The following is a 15,435-nucleotide window of genomic DNA, read 5'->3' on the forward strand; positions in this document are numbered from 1 at the left end:
TTGAATACCCTGCAGAACCTGATCGGCGGCGTCTGGCAGGACGCCCGCGGCGCCGGCTTCCACGACGTGGTGAACCCGGCGACCGAGGAGGCCGTCGCGCGCTGCCCCAGCGGCTCGCCCGAGGACGTACGCCTGGCCGTGGACGCCGCCGCCGCGGCGCAGCCGGCCTGGGCCGCGCTCCCCGTCGCCGACCGCGTCGCCCGCCTGACCCGCTGGGCCGACACGGTCGCCGCGCACGCCGGGGAGCTGGCCGAGGCCGAGTGCCGCGAGATGGGCAAACCGGTCGCCCTCGGCACCGCGTTCATCGGCGGCGCCGCGCAGGCGTTCAAGGTCGCCGTGGCCGAGGCCCTGGACTATCCGTTCGAGGAGACGATCGCCGGCCCGGACGGCGGCAGCACCACGATCGTGCGCAACCCGCTCGGCGTCACCGCCGTCATCGTGCCGTGGAACTTCCCCGTGCCCATGACCCTCGGCGCGCTCGGCCCCCTGCTCGCCGCCGGGAACACCGTCGTGCTCAAGCCGTCCGAGCGCTCGCCGCTGTCGGCGGCGCGGCTGCTGGAGCTGATGGACCTGCCGCCCGGGGTGGTCAACCTCGTCCTGGGCGACTCGCGGGCCGGCGCGCCGCTGGCCGCCGACGAGCGGATCGGCCTCGTGCACTTCACCGGCTCCGTCGAGGCGGGACGCAAGGTCGGCGCGCAGAGCGGCGGGCTGCTGCACCGGTCGATCCTCGAACTCGGCGGCAAGGACCCCGTCATCGTGGACGCCGGCGTGGACCCGGCCGCGACGGCCGCCGCGGTGGCGTTCGGCGCGTTCGCCAACACCGGGCAGATCTGCACCTCCATGGAGCGCATCTACGTGCACCAGGACGTCGCCGAGCCGTTCGTCGCCGCGCTCGTCGAGGCCGCCGGCGCCTACCCGGCCGGTGACGTGCTCGGGCCGCTGGTGGACCGGCGGCAGCGGGACGTCGTCGTCCGGCACGTCACCGACGCCGTCGAGCGCGGCGCGACCGTCCGCGCCGGCGGGGTGGTGCCCGAGGGCCCGGGCTTCTACTACCCCGCCACCGTGCTCACCGGCGTGGACGAGTCCATGCTGGTCATGACGGAGGAGACGTTCGGGCCGGTCGCTCCCGTCGCCGTCGTCTCCTCCTTCGAGGAGGGCCTGGAGCGGGCCGGCGCCTCACGGTACGGCCTGGCCGCCACCGTCTACACCACCGACCCCGCGCACGCCGCCGCGGCACGCCGCATCCCCGCCGGCGTCGTCTGGGTGAACCAGTGGCAGGGCGGCGGCCCCGAGCGGCTCTACGAGCCGGCGGGCGACAGCGGCATGGGCGCCACCGGAGCCCGCGCCGCCTACGACGCCGCCACCCGCCCCACCTCCATCCACCTCGCCCCGCTCGCCTGACACCCGCCCTCGCGGGACCGTCCATCCGGCAGCCACCGTCGTGCCCGCCACACGATGGAGCGTGCTCAGAGCGGCGCCGTCCACCACTCCGAGGCGATGGACAGCCCGGCCAGGCGGAGCGCCTCCCGCTTCGCCTGGTCGGCGTGCCCGCACACCACCACGACCTGCGCCGCGCCCCGCGCCCGCGCCTCGTCCGTGACCGCCCGGAGCAGGTCCACGCCGATCGAGGCCCAGTCGCGGTCGTCCACGACCGCGTAGTCGTCGATCGTGCACGTGGGCCCGCCGGGGTCGTAGACCGGAGGAGAGGGGACCAGGGACGCGATCGCGAAGCCGGCGAACCGGCCGTCCCGCTCGCACACCCGGACGATCACCTCCGGATCGCCGACCAGCCCGGCCAGGAACGCGGCGTGCCGGTCCGCGGCGCCGGGGGCGCGGCGCCAGAACACCGGCTGGTATCGCTCGTACTCCTCGCGGCGGCGCGCCATCAGCCCGGCCATCGCCGCCACGTCACCGGGCGAAGCCTCGCGGATCACCTGCATGATCCGCACCCTAACCGCACGCCGCCCAGGCCGTTCAGAACGGGATCGGCAGGCGCACCCTCCCCGCCAGATCGAGCAGGAGCCCGGCGTCATCGACCGGAGGCTGGATCCGCTTCATGATCCACTGCTTGACCTCCTTGCCCCGCTCGCCGCTGAGCGCGACCTCCCGCTCCCAGCCCTTCGTGTAGAGCCCACCGGCGGCCCCCAGGTCCAGGCAGGTCACGTACGGCGCGGGTGCGAAATCGAGCGGCGGCAGCCCGAGCAGGTCGGCGGCGGCGTTGTGCCCGGCCGTCTTGCCCATCGGGGTCGCGTGCTGGCAGGACTGCATGACATCGTGGCCGTCGTCGAAGCGGGCCGCCGCCACGTCCCCGGCCGCGAACACGGCCCCCGACGGCTCCGCCACCCGCATCCACCGGTCGACGGCCAGCCGGCCGAGCCGGTCGCGGCGCGCGGGGATCTGCTCGGTGAGCGGGTCCGCGCGCACGCCGGCCGTCCACACGACCGCGTCGGCGGCGATCCGCGTCCCGCCGGACAGCACCGCCCCGCCGGGCTCGACCGCACACAGGCCGGTGCCCAGGCGCAGCTCGACGCCCAGCCGGCCGAGGGCGTCCTCGATGTACGGCCGCGGTGCGGGCCCGAGGTCGGGCCCCACGACGTCCGCCTGGTCCACGAGCACCACCCGCCCGCGCCCGGCCAGCTCCGTAGCCACCTCCAGGCCGGTGAACCCGGCCCCGACCACCACGGCCGTGAACCCGTCCCTGCCCCGCAGGTGATCGGCCAGCCGCCGTGCGCCCGCCAGGGTGTCCACGTCGAACAGCAGGCCGGCGCCCGGCAGGCCGGGCCGCACCAGCCGGCTGCCCGTGGCCAGCACCAGCCGGTCGTAGCCGATCGCCTCCCCGCCGGCGTGCACCCGGCGGGCTGCCACGTCGATGCGCTCCGCCCAGGCGCGGCGGTGGCGGACCTCGATGGGATCGAGCAGCCCCGACAGCGGGACGGTCGCGCGGTCCGGGTCGGCCTCGTACATCCGCGGGCGCAGCACCATGGCGTCGTCCGGCGCGATCAGCGTGATGTCCAGGCCGGCGGCGTCACGCAAGCGCGCGGCCGCGGCCGCCGCCCACACCCCGGCGAAGCCCCCACCGATGATCACGATGTGCGGCATGTGTGTCTCCTCAGTCTGTGACGTGCTCCCGTACGCCAGGCAGACAACACAGCCCGGTCAAAGGTGACCGAGACGCCGGAGCTTCTCCGGATTGACCACCCGCCAGATGGTGACGATCCGGCCGTCGCGGATCCCGAACGTGTCCACCCACGCCGGCACGCCGTCCCGGTAGGTGATCAGCGCGGGCTGCCCGCCCACCTCGATCGGCTCGATCCGCTCGGCCGGGTGCCGCCCCTCGATCCACGCCAGCATCGGCGCCAGCCGGTCGCGGCCGCGTACCGGCACGCGGGCGGCCTTGGCCCTGCCGCCGCCGTCGGCGACGTACACCACGTCCGGATCCAGCACCGCCACCAGCCGGGCCAGGTCGCCCGCCTGCGACGCGGCGCGGAAGGCGGCCACCACCCGCTCGCGCTCGCCGCGCGCGGCCTCCGGCTCGCTGTCGCGGGCCGCCGCGACCCGGCCGCGCGCCCGGGAGGCCAGCTTGCGCGAGGCCGGCACGGACCTGCCGAGCACGCCGGCGATCTGCTCGAACGGCAGCCCGAACACGTCGTGCAGCACGAACGCCACCCGCTCGGGCGGCGCCAGCTCCCGCATCACCACCATCATCGCCGTGCCCACCGACTCGTCCACCAGCACGGGCCCGGCCGCGTCGGGGCCGGTCAGCAGCGGCTCGGGCAGCCACGGCCCGACGTAGTCCTCGCGCCGCACCCTGGCCGACCTCAGCACGTTGTACGCCGTGCGCGCCGCCACCGTGATCAGCCACGCCCGCAGGTTCGCCACCTGCGCCAGGTCCTCGGCGGCCGCCGCCCGCAGCCAGACGTCCTGCACCACGTCCTCGGCCTCGGCCACGCTGCCCAGCAGCCGGTACGCCGCACCGAACACGGCCGGGCGATGCAGCTCCCACTCCTGCTCCAGGCGAGGACTCAGCTCCATCCCGGGCATTCTAGGCACCCCCCGCCCACGCGCCGGATCCCGCCCTCGACAGCGTCCACTTGGCGGTGCTCACTTGGCGGTGCTCACTTGGCGGTGCGGGTCAGCACGTCGCGGATGAGGGCGGCCACCTCCTCGGGCGTGAAGTCCATCGCGTTCTCGCCGACCGTGACCTCGAAGCTGCAGCGGGACGGGTCGGGACCGCTGCGCACCCGGCCCCAGAGCTGCACGCCCTGCTCCTCCAGCAGCGCCCGGCCGGCCTGCTCCACGGCCCGCCTGGGAGCGGGCAGGTGCACGTGGAACAGCGGCGTCTGCGGCGGATCCGGCCGGGTGCGGGCAGCGCCGTCGGCGTTGATGGCGGCCGCGATGGCGATCGCGTGCTCGCGGTAGACGGGCATGCGCTCCCCGACGGTGCCGAGGCCGGCGAGGGCGGCCAGGGCGAGCGGCCACGCGTCCGCGATGCCGCCGCCGAGCCGCTGCCGCCACACCCCGGCCGCGGCCACCGTACCCGCGTCGCCGGCGAGCACGGCCCCCCGCACGCCCTGAAGGCTCTTGTAGAGCGAGACGTACACGGAGTCGAACAGGCCCGCGATCTCGTCCAGAGGCCGCCGGTAGTACGTCTGGGCCTCCCACAGCCGCGCCCCGTCGAGATGCGCGGCAGCCCCGGTCGCCCGCATGAGCCCGACCTGCTCGCCCAGCTCGTCCCACTCGGGGAGCAGGCCGCCGAGGTCGCGCTGCGGCAGCTCCCACACCACCGCCGCCAGCGGCTCGCCGATCGCGCACAGGTCCTGCGCCGTCATCAGCTCGTACGGGTCACCGGTACGGCGGAAGCGCAACCCGTGGACGGCGTTGTACCCCTGCTCCTCCCACACGTCCAGATGCGTGAACGGGTGCCCGGCGAACGTCCGGCGCCCGCCGCGGTCGGCGTACACGCGCAGCACGGCCTGCTGCGCCATCGTCCCGCTCGGGAAGAACAGCGCGCGCTCCTTGCCGAGCAGCCCGGCCAGGCGCCGCTCCAGCACGGCGACGGGACCGTCCGGGCCGTCCGGCGGGGTGTCGTCGTCCACCAGCTCCAGCATCCGCTCCAGCACCGCCCGCGGCCTGCGCCGGATCGGCGCGTGCAGGAACAGGGCCCGCCGCACGGGCGGGTCGCCATCGGCCATGTCAGGCTCCCAACTGCGAGGTGTCGTGCGCCATGTCAGGGTTTGCCCTGCCGAATGTATCCCTTGCCGTCCGTACGGATGCGGGCCACCCGAAGCCCGGGACCGCCTCTGGTCATCAGGGGCTGTCCTGACCCCGTCCTGACTTGTCACACTCGGGCGGTAGCCGGCCACTGCCAGCGCCGGCCACCCTCCGAGGAGACGCCTGTGACTGTGATCGACGACCTGGCCGCCCCGCCGCCCGGCGGCCCGCGTACGGCCGTACGGGAGAGGGTGCCGCTGCTGCTCGGCGCGCTCGTGACGGGCGCGCCGATCGCCCTGGGCTGCGAGGCGGTGCTGCCGGCGGAAGAGGTCCTGATGATGGGCGGCGGCCTGCCCGTACGGCTGCGCTCCGTGCGCCGCCGGCTGGCCAGGCTGCTCTACGACCAGCGGTACGGCGTGCGCACCGCCGACTTCGCCGACCTCGCGGAGTTCGGCCTCGACCACCCGGAACGCGTCTACTACTCGCCCGCCCACTGGGGCACCCTGCGCAGGGCGCTGCCCGTCGGGGACGTGGGAGGCCAGGACGTGTTCCTCGACCTGGGCGCGGGCAAGGGCAGGATGGTGCTGGAGGCGGCGGGCAGGTACCCGTTCAAGCAGGTGATCGGCGTCGAGCTGTCTCCCGAGCTGACCGAGGTGGCCAGGGCCAACCTGGCCGCCACGAGGCTGCGGATGCGCGCGCGTGAGGTGGAGTTCGTGCAGTCGGACGCGCTCGACTACGACATCCCCGACGACGTCAGCGTGGTGTTCCTCAACAACCCGTTCAGGGGCAGGACGTTCGCCGCCGCCATGGACCGCCTGCTCGGCTCGGCCGACAGGAACCCGCGCCCGATCACCTTGATCTACTTCAACCCCGTCGAGGAGGAGCACCTGCTGCGGACCGGCCGCTTCCGCCACCTGCGCACGGTGACGCCCTGGCGGCGCAGGGACACGGGCGTGTTCGGCACCACGCGCGTGTACGCGGTGACCGCGTAGCCTTGACGGCCGGGCGCATCTACAAGTTAATGTCAACATGAACTCGACGGACTCGATGCGCATCGGCGAGCTGGCCGAACGGTTCGACCTGGCGCCGCACGTGCTGCGCCACTGGGAGGCCATGGGCCTGCTGACCCCCGCCGCCCGGGTGAACGGCCGCCGCCGCTACACCCGCGACCACGTCGTACGGGTCATGACGATCATCCGGGCCAAGGGCGGCGGGATGAGCCTCGACCAGATCAGGGACGTGCTCGGCGCGGCCGGCAGGGCCGAGCGCCGAGCACTTCTCGAACGGCATCACGCGGACCTCGAGCGGCGGCTCGAGGAGATCGCGGCGTCCAAGCGCCTGATCGAGCACCTGATGGAGTGCACCGCCGAGGACTTCACGCAGTGCCCGTCCTACCGGCGCATCGCCGCGGGCCTGCGGGACCTGACGGAGGACGGGTGCGTGATCTGAACGGCTAGGCCGCCTCGAACCGGCGCTGACAGCCGATGCAGTAGCGGGCCAGCGGCCGGATCTTCAGCCGTTCGAACGGGATGCCCGCCGTGCAGTGCCCGCAGCGGCCGTAGTCGCCGGTGGCGAGCCGGTCGAGGGCCTGGGAGAGCTCGGCGATCGCACGGTCGGCGGTGGTCAGGGAGACCAGCAGCTCCTGCCACGTGTCGTCGGCGCCGGTGCTCTGCCGCGCCTCGTCCTGGAGGCCGAGCAGCTGGCGGCTGCGCCGTTCGAGCTGCTCCTGGAGGTCCTGGCGGAGGGTCTGGAGCTGGATGGTGCTGAGGTGTGAGGCTCCGTGGGTGTCGGTCATGATCGGAGAGATCCTTCCGGGGATGGGCACGCTGACGGGACGACCGGCACACACCGGACCGGTCGTCATGGCTGGCCGCCTGAGAGCGCGCGGTCGCCCCGCAGGGGAGGCGTGCACGCGCGGCGAGGCCCTACGGCGTCGGCCGTAGGGCTCCTGAGGTGGTGAAAGGCGGCGGCTAGGTCAGCGGCGGGCTGCGTGACCCCGTGGCGAGGTGGGCGAACTGCTGCGGGTCGCGGATCGCGGCCTCGTCGTGGCCGGGCGACGGCAGCAGCGCCAGATGGCCGGCTTCGGCCTGCCGCTCACCGCGCAGGGGCGGCCAGAGCGACAGTACGTGGTGCTCGCGCACGCTGGTGGCCTGGGGCGGCAGGCTGGTGAGCTCGGCGCCCGAGTCGCCCAGGCTCCACGCCGGCCAGTACGGCACGCCGGCCGGCATGCCGGAGCCCCCGCCGCCCCCGGCGCCCCACGAGGCGCCGACCAGCAGCAGGGACAGCAGGACCAGGCCCATCACGCCGGTGAACGCGATGGACCCTCGTGGTGTTCTCCACGGTCCCGTCATACGGGCGACCATAGCCCAGAACCCCACAAAGGGCACTCCGGTAGTCGGTCAGGCCGCGTTCTCCGGCGCCCAGTTCCGCACGGCGGGGACGTAACCGGCGGGCTTGTCGGCGACCTTGGCGCCCGGGCTGACCAGCCAGCCCTGGTAGCCAGCGGTGAACATCCGGTACACCGACTCCGCGGGCACGTCGCTCGCCTCGTCGAGCCGGGCACTCAGCTCGGCGGGCAGGTCGAAGTCGAGGGCGGACAGGTTGGCGTCGAGCTGCCCGGCGCTGCTCGCCCCGATGATCGCCGAGGCCACGCCCGGCCGGGTGGCGACCCAGTTGAGCGCCACCTGGGCCATCGGCCGGCCGAACTCGGCGGCGACCTTCTCCAGCGTCCCCAGGAGCCGCCATTCCCTGTCCGACCACGTGCGCCCCGCGCCGCCCGCGCCGCTCAGCCGGCCCTCGCCGGTCAGGCCCTGGTCGGCCTGGCGGTACTTGCCGGTGAGGAAGCCGCTGCCGAGCGGGCTCCACGCGGTGATGCCGAGGCCCAGGCTCTGGCCCATGGCGACGTGCTCGCGCTCGATCGCCCGGTCCACCAGGGAGTAGGGGAGCTGCAGGCTGACCACCGGGGCGAGCGCGTGCGCCTCGGCCAGGGTCTGGGCCCTGGCCGCGTACCAGCTCGGCACGTCCGACAGGCCCGCGTACCGGATCTTGCCGGCCCTGGTGAGGTCGTCGAACGTGCGCATGACCTCCTCGACCGGGGTGATCCGGTCCCAGGTGTGCAGCAGGAACAGATCGACGTGGTCGGTGCGCAGGCGGCGCAGGGACGCCTCCAGCGCCCTGATCATGTGCTTGCGGCCGTTGCCGCCGGCGTTCGGGTCGCCGGGGTCCACGCTGTTGGTGAACTTGGTGGTGAGCACCACCCGGTCGCGTACCCCGGCCTCGGCGATGAGGTTGCCGAGGATGGTCTCGCTCTCCCCGGCGGTGTAGAAGTCGGCGGTGTCGATGAAGTTGCCGCCGGCCTCGAGGTAGCGGCGGAAGATGGGGCGGGCCTCGTCCTCGGTCTTGCCGTACGCGGCGTGGAAGCCGCCGGTGCCGAAGTTCATCGTGCCGAGGGCGAGGCGGCTGACGCGCAGGCCGGAGCGGCCGAGCAGGAAGTACTGATCCATGGGCATGCGGCCAGCTTGCGCCGGAGAAAATGGACTCGCAAGTCCAGAACCGGTATCGTCGATCACGTCGTCCGATCCCGGTGGAGGCCGATCATGCCCACGCTGACCCGCAAGGGAGCCGCCACGCGGCAGCGCATCCTCGAAGGCGCGGCCGGGCTCATCCGCGAGCACGGCGTGGCCGCCACGACCCTCGACGACGTGCTGTCCGTGACCTCGACCAGCAAGAGCCAGCTCTTCCACTACTTCCCCGGCGGGCGCGAGGAGCTGCTGCTGGCCGTGGCCCGGTACGAGGCCGGCCGGGTGCTGGAGGACCAGCGGCCGCAGCTCGGCGAGCTGACCTCCTGGCCCGCCTGGTACGCCTGGCGCGACCGGGTCGTCGACCGCTACCGCAAGCAGGGCCGCCTGTGCCCGCTCAACGCCGTCACCTCGCACCTGGGCGACCGCACGCCGGGGGCGCAGGCGGTGGTCACCGAGCTGATGGGGCAGTGGCAGGCCGAGATCGCCGCCGGGGTGCGCCACATGCAGGCCGCCGGCGAGATCGACCCGGATCTCGACCCCGAACGGGCGGCCGCCGCGATCCTGGCCGGCATCCAGGGCGGTGTGCTGATCCAGATGTCCACCGGGCGGACCACCCACCTGGAGTCCGCCCTCGACCTCGGCATCGCCTACCTCAGGTCCAGCCGGGCTCAGGCGTCCCAGGTGACAGGGAGCCGTAGCGCGCCGTAGATGTCCAGGCCGCCGCGCAGCGGCACCTCCCCGGCGGGCACGGCCAGGCGCAGCGACGGGAAGCGGCCGATCAGCGCGGGCAGCGCGACGCGCAGCTCGACCCGGGCGAGCTGCTGGCCCAGGCACTGGTGCGCGCCGTGGCCGAAGGCCAGGTGCCCCGCGGCCTGCCGGCGCAGGTCGAGCCCGTCCGGGTCGGCGAACCTGGCCGGGTCCCGGTTGGCGGCCTGCACCGAGACGACGACCGTCTCCCCGGCCCTGACGAGGTGACCGTCCAGCTCGACGTCCTCCAGCGCGGCCCGCTGCCCGGTGTGGGCGATGCTCAGGTAACGCAGCAGCTCCTCCACGGCCCGGTCGGCGAGCTCCGGCTCCGTGCGCAGCGCCGCGAGCTGGTCCGGGTGGCTCAGCAGGGCGAACGTGCCCAGCGCGATCATGTTCGCGGTGGTGTCGAGCCCGGCGCCGAGCAGGAAGGCTCCGACGCCCGCCAGCTCCTGGTCGTCGAGGCCGGTGCCGGTCAGGTCGCTGAGCAGGTCGTCGGCGGGCCGGGCGCGCTTGGCCAGGACCAGCCCGTGCAGGTACGCGCTCAGCGCGCCGAACGCCTCGTGCTGCTCCTCCGGGCCGTGGTCGCCGCCGGCCAGCACGGTGGCGTGCCGCTGGAACGTCTCGCGGTCGGCGTACGGGACCCCGAGCAGCTCGCAGATCACCAGCGCGGGCACCGGCTGTGCGAAAAGCCGCACCAGGTCCGCGGGCGGGCCGTGCCCGGCCAGGACGTCCAGTTGCGCGGCGGTGATCTGCCGGACGCGCTCGGCGAGCAGGCTCATGCGGCGCACGGTGAACTTGCCGATCAGCAGCCTGCGGTAGCGAGTGTGCTCGGGGGCATCCATCCCGGTGAGGTCGCCGACCGCGGCCGGCGGCGTCTCGCCGGACGTCACCCCCGGCAGCGGGTAGTGCATGAGCTCGGGACGCGAGCTGAAACGCGGGTCGCCCAGCACCGCCCGGGCCAGGGCATGACCGGTGACCAGCCATCCCACGTGCCCGTCGGGGAAGGCCAGCCGCCTGATCGGCGCCTGCTCCCGCACCCCGGCCAGCTCGGACGGCGGGTCGAAGGGGCAGCCGGGGGTGCGGGTGAGGGGAAGCTCTGCCAGGGGCTGGTGGCCCATGTCTCCTCCATCAAGTGCACGGCGTTCTGGTATGGCGAACACTGTACGCACGACAGCATGGTGTACGCAAGGCGATGACGACGTACGCGCCCGCCTTATTCGATGGCGGTCGCGGCGCGCGTGTGCCCACAGTGGCCGTATGCCACAGAACACCTTCGACGCGCGAATCGCCGAGACCTACGAGGAGAAATGGCCCGAGCTGTTCGAGCCCGCGGTCGTCGACCCGGCGGTCGACTTCCTCGCCGGGCTGGCGGGCTCCGGCGCCGCGCTGGAGCTCGGCGTCGGCACCGGCCGGCTCGCCCTGCCGCTCAGCGGGCGCGGCGTGCGCGTGCACGGCATCGACCTGTCGGCCGCCATGATCGCCCAGCTGCGCGCCAAGCCCGGCGCGGAGCGCGTCGGCGTGACCGTCGGCGACTTCGCCACCACGCGGGTGGACGGCACGTTCACCCTCGCCTACCTGGTACGCAACACGATCACCAACCTGACCACGCAGGACGAGCAGGTCGAGTGCTTCCGCAACGCGGCGGCGCACCTCGGCCCTGACGGCTGCTTCGTCATCGAGGTGTACGTCCCGGAGCTGCGGCGCCTGCCGCCCGGCCAGACCGTCCACCCGTTCGCGGTGACGCCGGCGCACCTGGGGTTCGAGGAGTACGACGTCGCCTCGCAGCTCGCCGTCTCCCACCACTACTGGACGGCGGACGGGCAGGTCGAGACGTACTCCTCGACCCACCGTTACGTGTGGCCGGCGGAGCTGGACCTCATGGCGCGGCTGGCCGGGATGACGCTGCACGAGCGCTGGGCCGGCTGGGGGCGCGAGCCGTTCACCGGCGACAGCAGGAGCCACGTCTCGGTCTGGCGGAAGACCGCGCCCTGACCCGGCCGGTTGCGCGCGGGCGTCAGAACGGGTAGCGGGGCGGCTCGCCGCGCAGGGTGATCCAGCAGGTCTCGGTGAACGCCTCGACGTTGGCCGCCGCCCCGCCGAAGCGGGAGCCGGTGCCGGAGGCCCGTACGCCGCCGAACGGGGCGTTGGCCTCGTCGTTGACCGTCTGGTCGTTGATGTGCACGATCCCCGTCGGGATCCGCTCGGCCACGGCCAGGCCGCGCATCACGTCGCGGGTCACGATGCCCAGCGACAGGCCGTACTCGCCGGCGGCGGCCAGCTCGGCGGCCTCCTCGGCCGAGGAGACGCGGGTGACCGGCGCGACCGGGCCGTCGCCGCGGCCGGCGAGGCGTTCGCCGGGTGGGCGCGGGCGTTGCCGGGGGAGCGGCAGCAGGTCTTCCTGCGCGCCGCCGGCATCCTGGAGCGGCGCGGCGGCGAGGTGCTCGGCGCGCTGGCCGCCGAGACCGGCTGCGGCCGCCACTTGGGCGAGATCCAGCTCGACTTCGCGATCAAGCTGCTCCGCCAGGCCGCCCACCTGGCCTACCAGCCGGCACCTCAAAACGCGTCGTGCTGCAGCTCAGCGGCCAGAACCCGCTGATCGTGGCGGGCGACGCCGACCTCGAGTACGCGGTCGACGCCGCGACCTTCGGCGCGTTCGTGCACCAGGGGCAGGTGTGCATGTGCGCCCGCCGCATCTACGTCGAACGCCCGCTGGCCGAGGCGTTCGCCGAACGCTTCGCGGCCAGGGTGGCGGCCCTGCCCACCGGCGACCCCGCCGACCCGGCCACGGTGCTCACGGACGTGCCCGACGAGGCGGAGATCGCGCAGGGGGAGACGTTCGGGCCCGTGGTGGTGCTTGAGCCGGTCGAGTCGGCCGAGCAGGCCGTCGCCCGCGCCAACGCCTCCGACTTCGGGCTCGTCGCCTCGGTCATCACCGGCGACGGCCGCCGCGGCCTGAGGCTGGCCGCCGCGCTGGACGTCGGCATCGTGCACGTCAACGACCAGCCCGTCAACGACGAGCCGCACATGCCGTTCGGCGGGGTGAAGGACAGCGGGTGGGGGCGGTCCGGGACGGGGTTCGCGGCCGAGGAGTTCTGCGAGCTGCAGTGGGTGACCGTGCGCGACCAGGATCGCGCCTTCCCGTTCTGAACGCGCACGCGGTGCGGCGCGGCGGCAGGTGAGGCGCCGCCGCGCCGCGGGTGACCGAAGGTCAGCTCGCGCTGCAGGAGACCGTCGGCCAGGTGTAGTTGCCGTTGTGCTGGACGGTCACGCCCCAGTTGTTGCCGTTGCCGTTGGGCCTGGCGGTCAGGACCTGGGCGCTGGGATAGCTGGCGGTGATGTTCCAGGTGGCGATGATCTTCGCCGGGGAGGGCACGTTCATCGTGACGGTCCAGTTGCTGGAGCCGCTGACCGACACGTTCAGGTTGTAGCGGTCGCTCCACTGCTGGCCCGCGGAGAGCGTCGCGGTGCAACCACCGCCGCCGCCCCCACCCCCACCCCCGCCACCGCCACCGCCGCCGCCGGAGGAGCCGCCGACCGTGATGTTGGAGCTGCCGCTGCTCTGGTAACCCTCGGTGGCGAGGATCTGGTAGTCATGGCTGCCCAGGCTCATGCCGTTGCGGGCCCAGGCGTCGAAGTGGTTGCCGGCCGTGATGGTGCCGCCGGTCTTCTTCGACTGGCGCACGCTCCAGTACTGGTTGAAGGTGCGGGTGCCCTCGATGGACGGGGCGTTGTAGCGCGTCGTCTGGTAGATGTCGTACGTGCCGCCGTCGCTGGTCACCGTGCCCTTGTACGTGCCGGTCGGCCGGTAGGTGCCCCAGTTGTCGACGATGTAGTACTCGACGAGCGGGTTCCTGGTCCAGCCGTACAGGGTCAGGTAGGCGTTGCCCGAGGGGTTGAAGCTGCCCGAGTAGGACACCGTCCTGCGACCGCCGGGGTTCCAGCCCTTGCCGGCGACGAAGTTGCCGGTGTTGCGCCACGAGGTGCTGTAGTTGCCGCCGGAGCCCAGCTCCATGGAGACCGTGCCCTGGCTGTCGGTCCAGAACGAGTAGAAGTAGCCGTTGTTGGTGCCGGTCTGGTTGGTGGTGATGGCCGCGTGCGCGACGCTCGGCAACATCGCCACGGCCAGCGCCGCGACCACGGCGCAGGCCCGGCCGGCGAACCGCAGGATGCGGCCGCGTCTGCGGCTCTGTGGGGGGTGGGGTGCGTCGTTCATCTGCATGCTTCCTTCTCGTGAAGGCGGGCATCGTCGAAACTATCGGAACGGTGGCGAAAGTATCGGCCGCGTTGTGCGGAGTTGTCAATGTTTCGGGTCAGACTGTGAGGCGCCTGCTGGGTGCGTGGGTGAGCAGCCTGGTTTGAAGGGGGATTTAGGTGGATGAAAATTTCAGCGAACATCCGAAACTTGCTGCTTCTCTGCTGCTGACTGGCACCTTCCTAGGGGTATTAGATATAACCTAATCACTCTAGGAAAGGGTGGCGTGCATGGCACGGATGGGGTTGACGGCCGAGCGGGTGACGCTCGTCGGGGCCGAGCTGGCGGACGAGGTCGGGCTGGAGCACGTGACCATGTCGGCCGTGGCCCGCCGGCTCGGGGTGAAGGACGCCAGCCTGTACGCGCACGTCCGCAACCTCGACGACCTGCGAGGCCGGATCGCGCTGCTGGCGGCGGACGAGAAGACCATCCGCATCGCGGAGGCCACCGCGGGCCGGTCCGGGAAGGACGCGCTGGTGGCGTACGCGAACGCGTGGCGCGGCTACGCCCACGACCACCCGGGCCGCTACACCGCCACGCAGACCCCGATGGACATCGATCCCGAGCTCGTGGCCAGGGCGACCGGGCCGCGGCGCGCGATCGAGCTGACGTACAGCATGCTGCGCGCCTACCGGCTGGACGAGCCGGACCTGACCGACGCGGTCCGGCTGATGCGCGGCACGCTGCACGGGTTCGTCAGCCTCGAGGCCGCGGGCGGGTTCGCGCACGCGCGCCCGGCGGAGGCCACCTGGCTGCGCTCCCTCGACGCCCTGCACACCCTCCTGGAGCACTGGCCAGAACACGAACACGAAGGAGACCCGGAATGACCACCCCCACCATCGGCCACCTGCGCGTGCCCGGCGCGAACCTGCGCTACGAGGTGCGCGGCAGCGGCCCGCTCCTGCTGCTGATCCCCGGCGGCACGGGCGGCGCCGCCTCGTTCGACGGCGTCGCGGACGGCCTGGCCGGCGAGTACACGGTCGTCTCCTACGACCCGCGCGGCCTGTCCCGCAGCCCGCTGGACGATCCCGAGGCCCGGCAGTCGGTCGAGCAGCACGCCGACGACGCGTTCCGGCTGCTGGAGCTGCTGTCACCGGGCGCGCCCGCCCGCGTGGCCGGCTGCAGCTCGGGCGCGATCGTCGCCCTGCACCTGCTCGTCACCCACCCCGAGCGGGTCGAGCGCGTCGTGGCGCACGAGCCGCCGGTGGTCGGAGTGCTGCCGGACGCCGCCGAGCACCGCGCACTGCTCGCCCGCGTCGACGACACGTTCCGCCGCGAGGGCCTGATGCCCGCCGCGGCCGTCTTCGCGGCAGGACTCGCCCGCCCCGGCACCGCTGCCCCCAAGGCTGAGAAGCCTCGCACCCCCGCCGCCGAGCTGCCGCCGCAGGCCGCGGCCCGGGCCGAGCGCACGATGGCGGATATGCCGTACTTCCTCGGACGGATCGTTCCCAGCTTCATGGCCTACACCCCCGACCTGCCCCGCCTGCGAGCCCTGTCTGACCGGCTGGTCCTCGCGGCCGGCCAGGACTCGCGCGGCGAGCTGCCCTACCGCCCCGCCGCTTTCCTGGCCGAACGGTTCGGCACGGAGTTCGTGCACTTCCCCGGCGGGCACACGGGCCTGACCACCCACCCGGCCGAGTTCGGCGAGCTGCTCCGCAAGGTGCTGGCCGCCTGAGACCAGACCCGCGACGACAACCCCCACCG

The 15,435-nt window shown here is 73.4% G+C and carries 19 protein-coding genes; 9 read left to right on the forward strand and 10 right to left on the reverse strand.

Annotated features, from left to right (window positions below):
- Complete coding sequence (locus HD593_RS20885) at window positions 1-1,401, forward strand: aldehyde dehydrogenase family protein (protein WP_185103824.1); 1,401 nt, start codon at window positions 1-3, stop codon at window positions 1,399-1,401.
- 65 nt (window positions 1,402-1,466) lie between these two features.
- On the opposite strand, the gene HD593_RS20890 is transcribed toward HD593_RS20885, so the two are convergent.
- From HD593_RS20890 to HD593_RS20905, 4 genes are all read right to left on the reverse strand, one after another.
- Window positions 1,467-1,940, reverse strand: coding sequence for a GNAT family N-acetyltransferase (locus HD593_RS20890; RefSeq protein ID WP_185103825.1), 474 nt, complete (start codon window positions 1,938-1,940; stop codon window positions 1,467-1,469).
- Between the two features lie 34 nt (window positions 1,941-1,974).
- Window positions 1,975-3,099: an NAD(P)/FAD-dependent oxidoreductase gene (locus tag HD593_RS20895; protein WP_185103826.1), complete on the reverse strand. Its 1,125-nt coding sequence runs from the start codon at window positions 3,097-3,099 to the stop codon at window positions 1,975-1,977.
- A 57-nt stretch (window positions 3,100-3,156) separates the two neighbouring features.
- Window positions 3,157-4,032, reverse strand: a complete 876-nt coding sequence (sigJ, locus tag HD593_RS20900) for an RNA polymerase sigma factor SigJ (protein WP_185103827.1) — start codon at window positions 4,030-4,032, stop codon at window positions 3,157-3,159.
- A gap of 83 nt (window positions 4,033-4,115) precedes the next feature.
- Window positions 4,116-5,192, reverse strand: coding sequence for a threonine aldolase family protein (locus HD593_RS20905; RefSeq protein WP_185103828.1), 1,077 nt, complete (start codon window positions 5,190-5,192; stop codon window positions 4,116-4,118).
- A gap of 204 nt (window positions 5,193-5,396) precedes the next feature.
- Between HD593_RS20905 and HD593_RS20910 the strand changes: the two genes are divergently transcribed.
- Both HD593_RS20910 and HD593_RS20915 read left to right on the forward strand, forming a co-directional pair.
- On the forward strand, window positions 5,397-6,203 hold the full coding sequence (locus HD593_RS20910; protein WP_312903583.1) for a class I SAM-dependent methyltransferase: 807 nt from the start codon (window positions 5,397-5,399) through the stop codon (window positions 6,201-6,203).
- Window positions 6,204-6,240: 37 nt separating this feature from the next.
- A complete protein-coding gene (locus tag HD593_RS20915; protein WP_246546666.1) occupies window positions 6,241-6,660 on the forward strand; it encodes a helix-turn-helix domain-containing protein in 420 nt (139 codons plus the stop codon).
- 4 nt (window positions 6,661-6,664) lie between these two features.
- Here the strand turns inward: HD593_RS20915 and HD593_RS20920 are convergent, their stop codons facing one another.
- From HD593_RS20920 to HD593_RS20930, 3 genes are all read right to left on the reverse strand, one after another.
- Window positions 6,665-7,006, reverse strand: a complete 342-nt coding sequence (locus HD593_RS20920; protein ID WP_185103829.1) for a TraR/DksA family transcriptional regulator — start codon at window positions 7,004-7,006, stop codon at window positions 6,665-6,667.
- Between the two features lie 175 nt (window positions 7,007-7,181).
- Window positions 7,182-7,562: a hypothetical protein gene (locus HD593_RS20925; protein WP_185103830.1), complete on the reverse strand. Its 381-nt coding sequence runs from the start codon at window positions 7,560-7,562 to the stop codon at window positions 7,182-7,184.
- A gap of 48 nt (window positions 7,563-7,610) precedes the next feature.
- A complete protein-coding gene (locus HD593_RS20930) occupies window positions 7,611-8,720 on the reverse strand; it encodes an aldo/keto reductase (RefSeq protein ID WP_185103831.1) in 1,110 nt (369 codons plus the stop codon).
- Between the two features lie 87 nt (window positions 8,721-8,807).
- Between HD593_RS20930 and HD593_RS20935 the strand changes: the two genes are divergently transcribed.
- Window positions 8,808-9,440 (forward strand): TetR/AcrR family transcriptional regulator, encoded by a 633-nt coding sequence (locus HD593_RS20935; protein ID WP_185103832.1) that lies wholly within the window; start codon window positions 8,808-8,810, stop codon window positions 9,438-9,440.
- Here the strand turns inward: HD593_RS20935 and HD593_RS20940 are convergent.
- Window positions 9,401-10,597, reverse strand: a complete 1,197-nt coding sequence (locus HD593_RS20940; RefSeq protein ID WP_185103833.1) for a cytochrome P450 — start codon at window positions 10,595-10,597, stop codon at window positions 9,401-9,403. The two genes, HD593_RS20935 and HD593_RS20940, sit on opposite strands and share 40 nt — an antisense overlap.
- A gap of 139 nt (window positions 10,598-10,736) precedes the next feature.
- Between HD593_RS20940 and HD593_RS20945 the strand changes: the two genes are divergently transcribed.
- Complete coding sequence (locus HD593_RS20945) at window positions 10,737-11,471, forward strand: class I SAM-dependent DNA methyltransferase (protein ID WP_185103834.1); 735 nt, start codon at window positions 10,737-10,739, stop codon at window positions 11,469-11,471.
- A 22-nt stretch (window positions 11,472-11,493) separates the two neighbouring features.
- Here the strand turns inward: HD593_RS20945 and HD593_RS64415 are convergent, their stop codons facing one another.
- Entirely contained in the window at window positions 11,494-11,958 is a 465-nt protein-coding gene (locus tag HD593_RS64415) for an aldehyde dehydrogenase family protein (RefSeq protein WP_379478811.1), read from the reverse strand.
- On the opposite strand from HD593_RS64415, the gene HD593_RS65125 reads away from it, so the two are divergent.
- Window positions 11,851-12,075, forward strand: a complete 225-nt coding sequence (locus HD593_RS65125; protein ID WP_350669240.1) for a hypothetical protein — start codon at window positions 11,851-11,853, stop codon at window positions 12,073-12,075. The genes HD593_RS64415 and HD593_RS65125 overlap by 108 nt on opposite strands.
- Window positions 12,045-12,626 (forward strand): aldehyde dehydrogenase family protein, encoded by a 582-nt coding sequence (locus tag HD593_RS20955; RefSeq protein ID WP_221524862.1) that lies wholly within the window; start codon window positions 12,045-12,047, stop codon window positions 12,624-12,626. The genes HD593_RS65125 and HD593_RS20955 overlap by 31 nt, the downstream gene beginning before the upstream one ends.
- 61 nt (window positions 12,627-12,687) lie before the next feature.
- Here HD593_RS20955 and HD593_RS20960 read toward each other — a convergent pair whose 3' ends face one another.
- The gene (locus HD593_RS20960; RefSeq protein WP_185103835.1) at window positions 12,688-13,692 is read right to left on the reverse strand and encodes a glycoside hydrolase family 11 protein; all 1,005 of its coding nucleotides are present in this window, start codon (window positions 13,690-13,692) and stop codon (window positions 12,688-12,690) included.
- 269 nt (window positions 13,693-13,961) lie between these two features.
- Between HD593_RS20960 and HD593_RS20965 the strand changes: the two genes are divergently transcribed.
- Entirely contained in the window at window positions 13,962-14,558 is a 597-nt protein-coding gene (locus HD593_RS20965; RefSeq protein WP_185103836.1) for a TetR/AcrR family transcriptional regulator, read from the forward strand.
- Window positions 14,555-15,406 (forward strand): alpha/beta fold hydrolase, encoded by an 852-nt coding sequence (locus HD593_RS20970; RefSeq protein WP_185103837.1) that lies wholly within the window; start codon window positions 14,555-14,557, stop codon window positions 15,404-15,406. The genes HD593_RS20965 and HD593_RS20970 overlap by 4 nt, the downstream gene beginning before the upstream one ends.
- The last annotated feature ends 29 nt before the right edge of the window (window positions 15,407-15,435 follow it).

It is taken from the genome of Nonomuraea rubra (assembly GCF_014207985.1).
Classification (GTDB): Bacteria; Actinomycetota; Actinomycetes; order Streptosporangiales; family Streptosporangiaceae; genus Nonomuraea; species Nonomuraea rubra.

Bases quoted from the DNA above. Each gene is read 5' to 3' on its own strand.
- HD593_RS20890 (WP_185103825.1), bottom strand. From the start codon at position 1,940: ATGCAGGTGATCCGCGAGGCTTCGCCCGGTGACGTGGCGGCGATGGCC.
- HD593_RS20895 (WP_185103826.1), bottom strand. From the start codon at position 3,099: ATGCCGCACATCGTGATCATCGGTGGGGGCTTCGCCGGGGTGTGGGCG.
- sigJ (WP_185103827.1), bottom strand. From the start codon at position 4,032: ATGGAGCTGAGTCCTCGCCTGGAGCAGGAGTGGGAGCTGCATCGCCCG.
- HD593_RS20905 (WP_185103828.1), bottom strand. From the start codon at position 5,192: ATGGCCGATGGCGACCCGCCCGTGCGGCGGGCCCTGTTCCTGCACGCG.
- HD593_RS20915 (WP_246546666.1), top strand. From the start codon at position 6,241: ATGAACTCGACGGACTCGATGCGCATCGGCGAGCTGGCCGAACGGTTC.
- HD593_RS20920 (WP_185103829.1), bottom strand. From the start codon at position 7,006: ATGACCGACACCCACGGAGCCTCACACCTCAGCACCATCCAGCTCCAG.
- HD593_RS20925 (WP_185103830.1), bottom strand. From the start codon at position 7,562: ATGACGGGACCGTGGAGAACACCACGAGGGTCCATCGCGTTCACCGGC.
- HD593_RS20930 (WP_185103831.1), bottom strand. From the start codon at position 8,720: ATGCCCATGGATCAGTACTTCCTGCTCGGCCGCTCCGGCCTGCGCGTC.
- HD593_RS20935 (WP_185103832.1), top strand. From the start codon at position 8,808: ATGCCCACGCTGACCCGCAAGGGAGCCGCCACGCGGCAGCGCATCCTC.
- HD593_RS20940 (WP_185103833.1), bottom strand. From the start codon at position 10,597: ATGGGCCACCAGCCCCTGGCAGAGCTTCCCCTCACCCGCACCCCCGGC.
- HD593_RS20945 (WP_185103834.1), top strand. From the start codon at position 10,737: ATGCCACAGAACACCTTCGACGCGCGAATCGCCGAGACCTACGAGGAG.
- HD593_RS20960 (WP_185103835.1), bottom strand. From the start codon at position 13,692: ATGAACGACGCACCCCACCCCCCACAGAGCCGCAGACGCGGCCGCATC.
- HD593_RS20965 (WP_185103836.1), top strand. From the start codon at position 13,962: ATGGCACGGATGGGGTTGACGGCCGAGCGGGTGACGCTCGTCGGGGCC.
- HD593_RS20970 (WP_185103837.1), top strand. From the start codon at position 14,555: ATGACCACCCCCACCATCGGCCACCTGCGCGTGCCCGGCGCGAACCTG.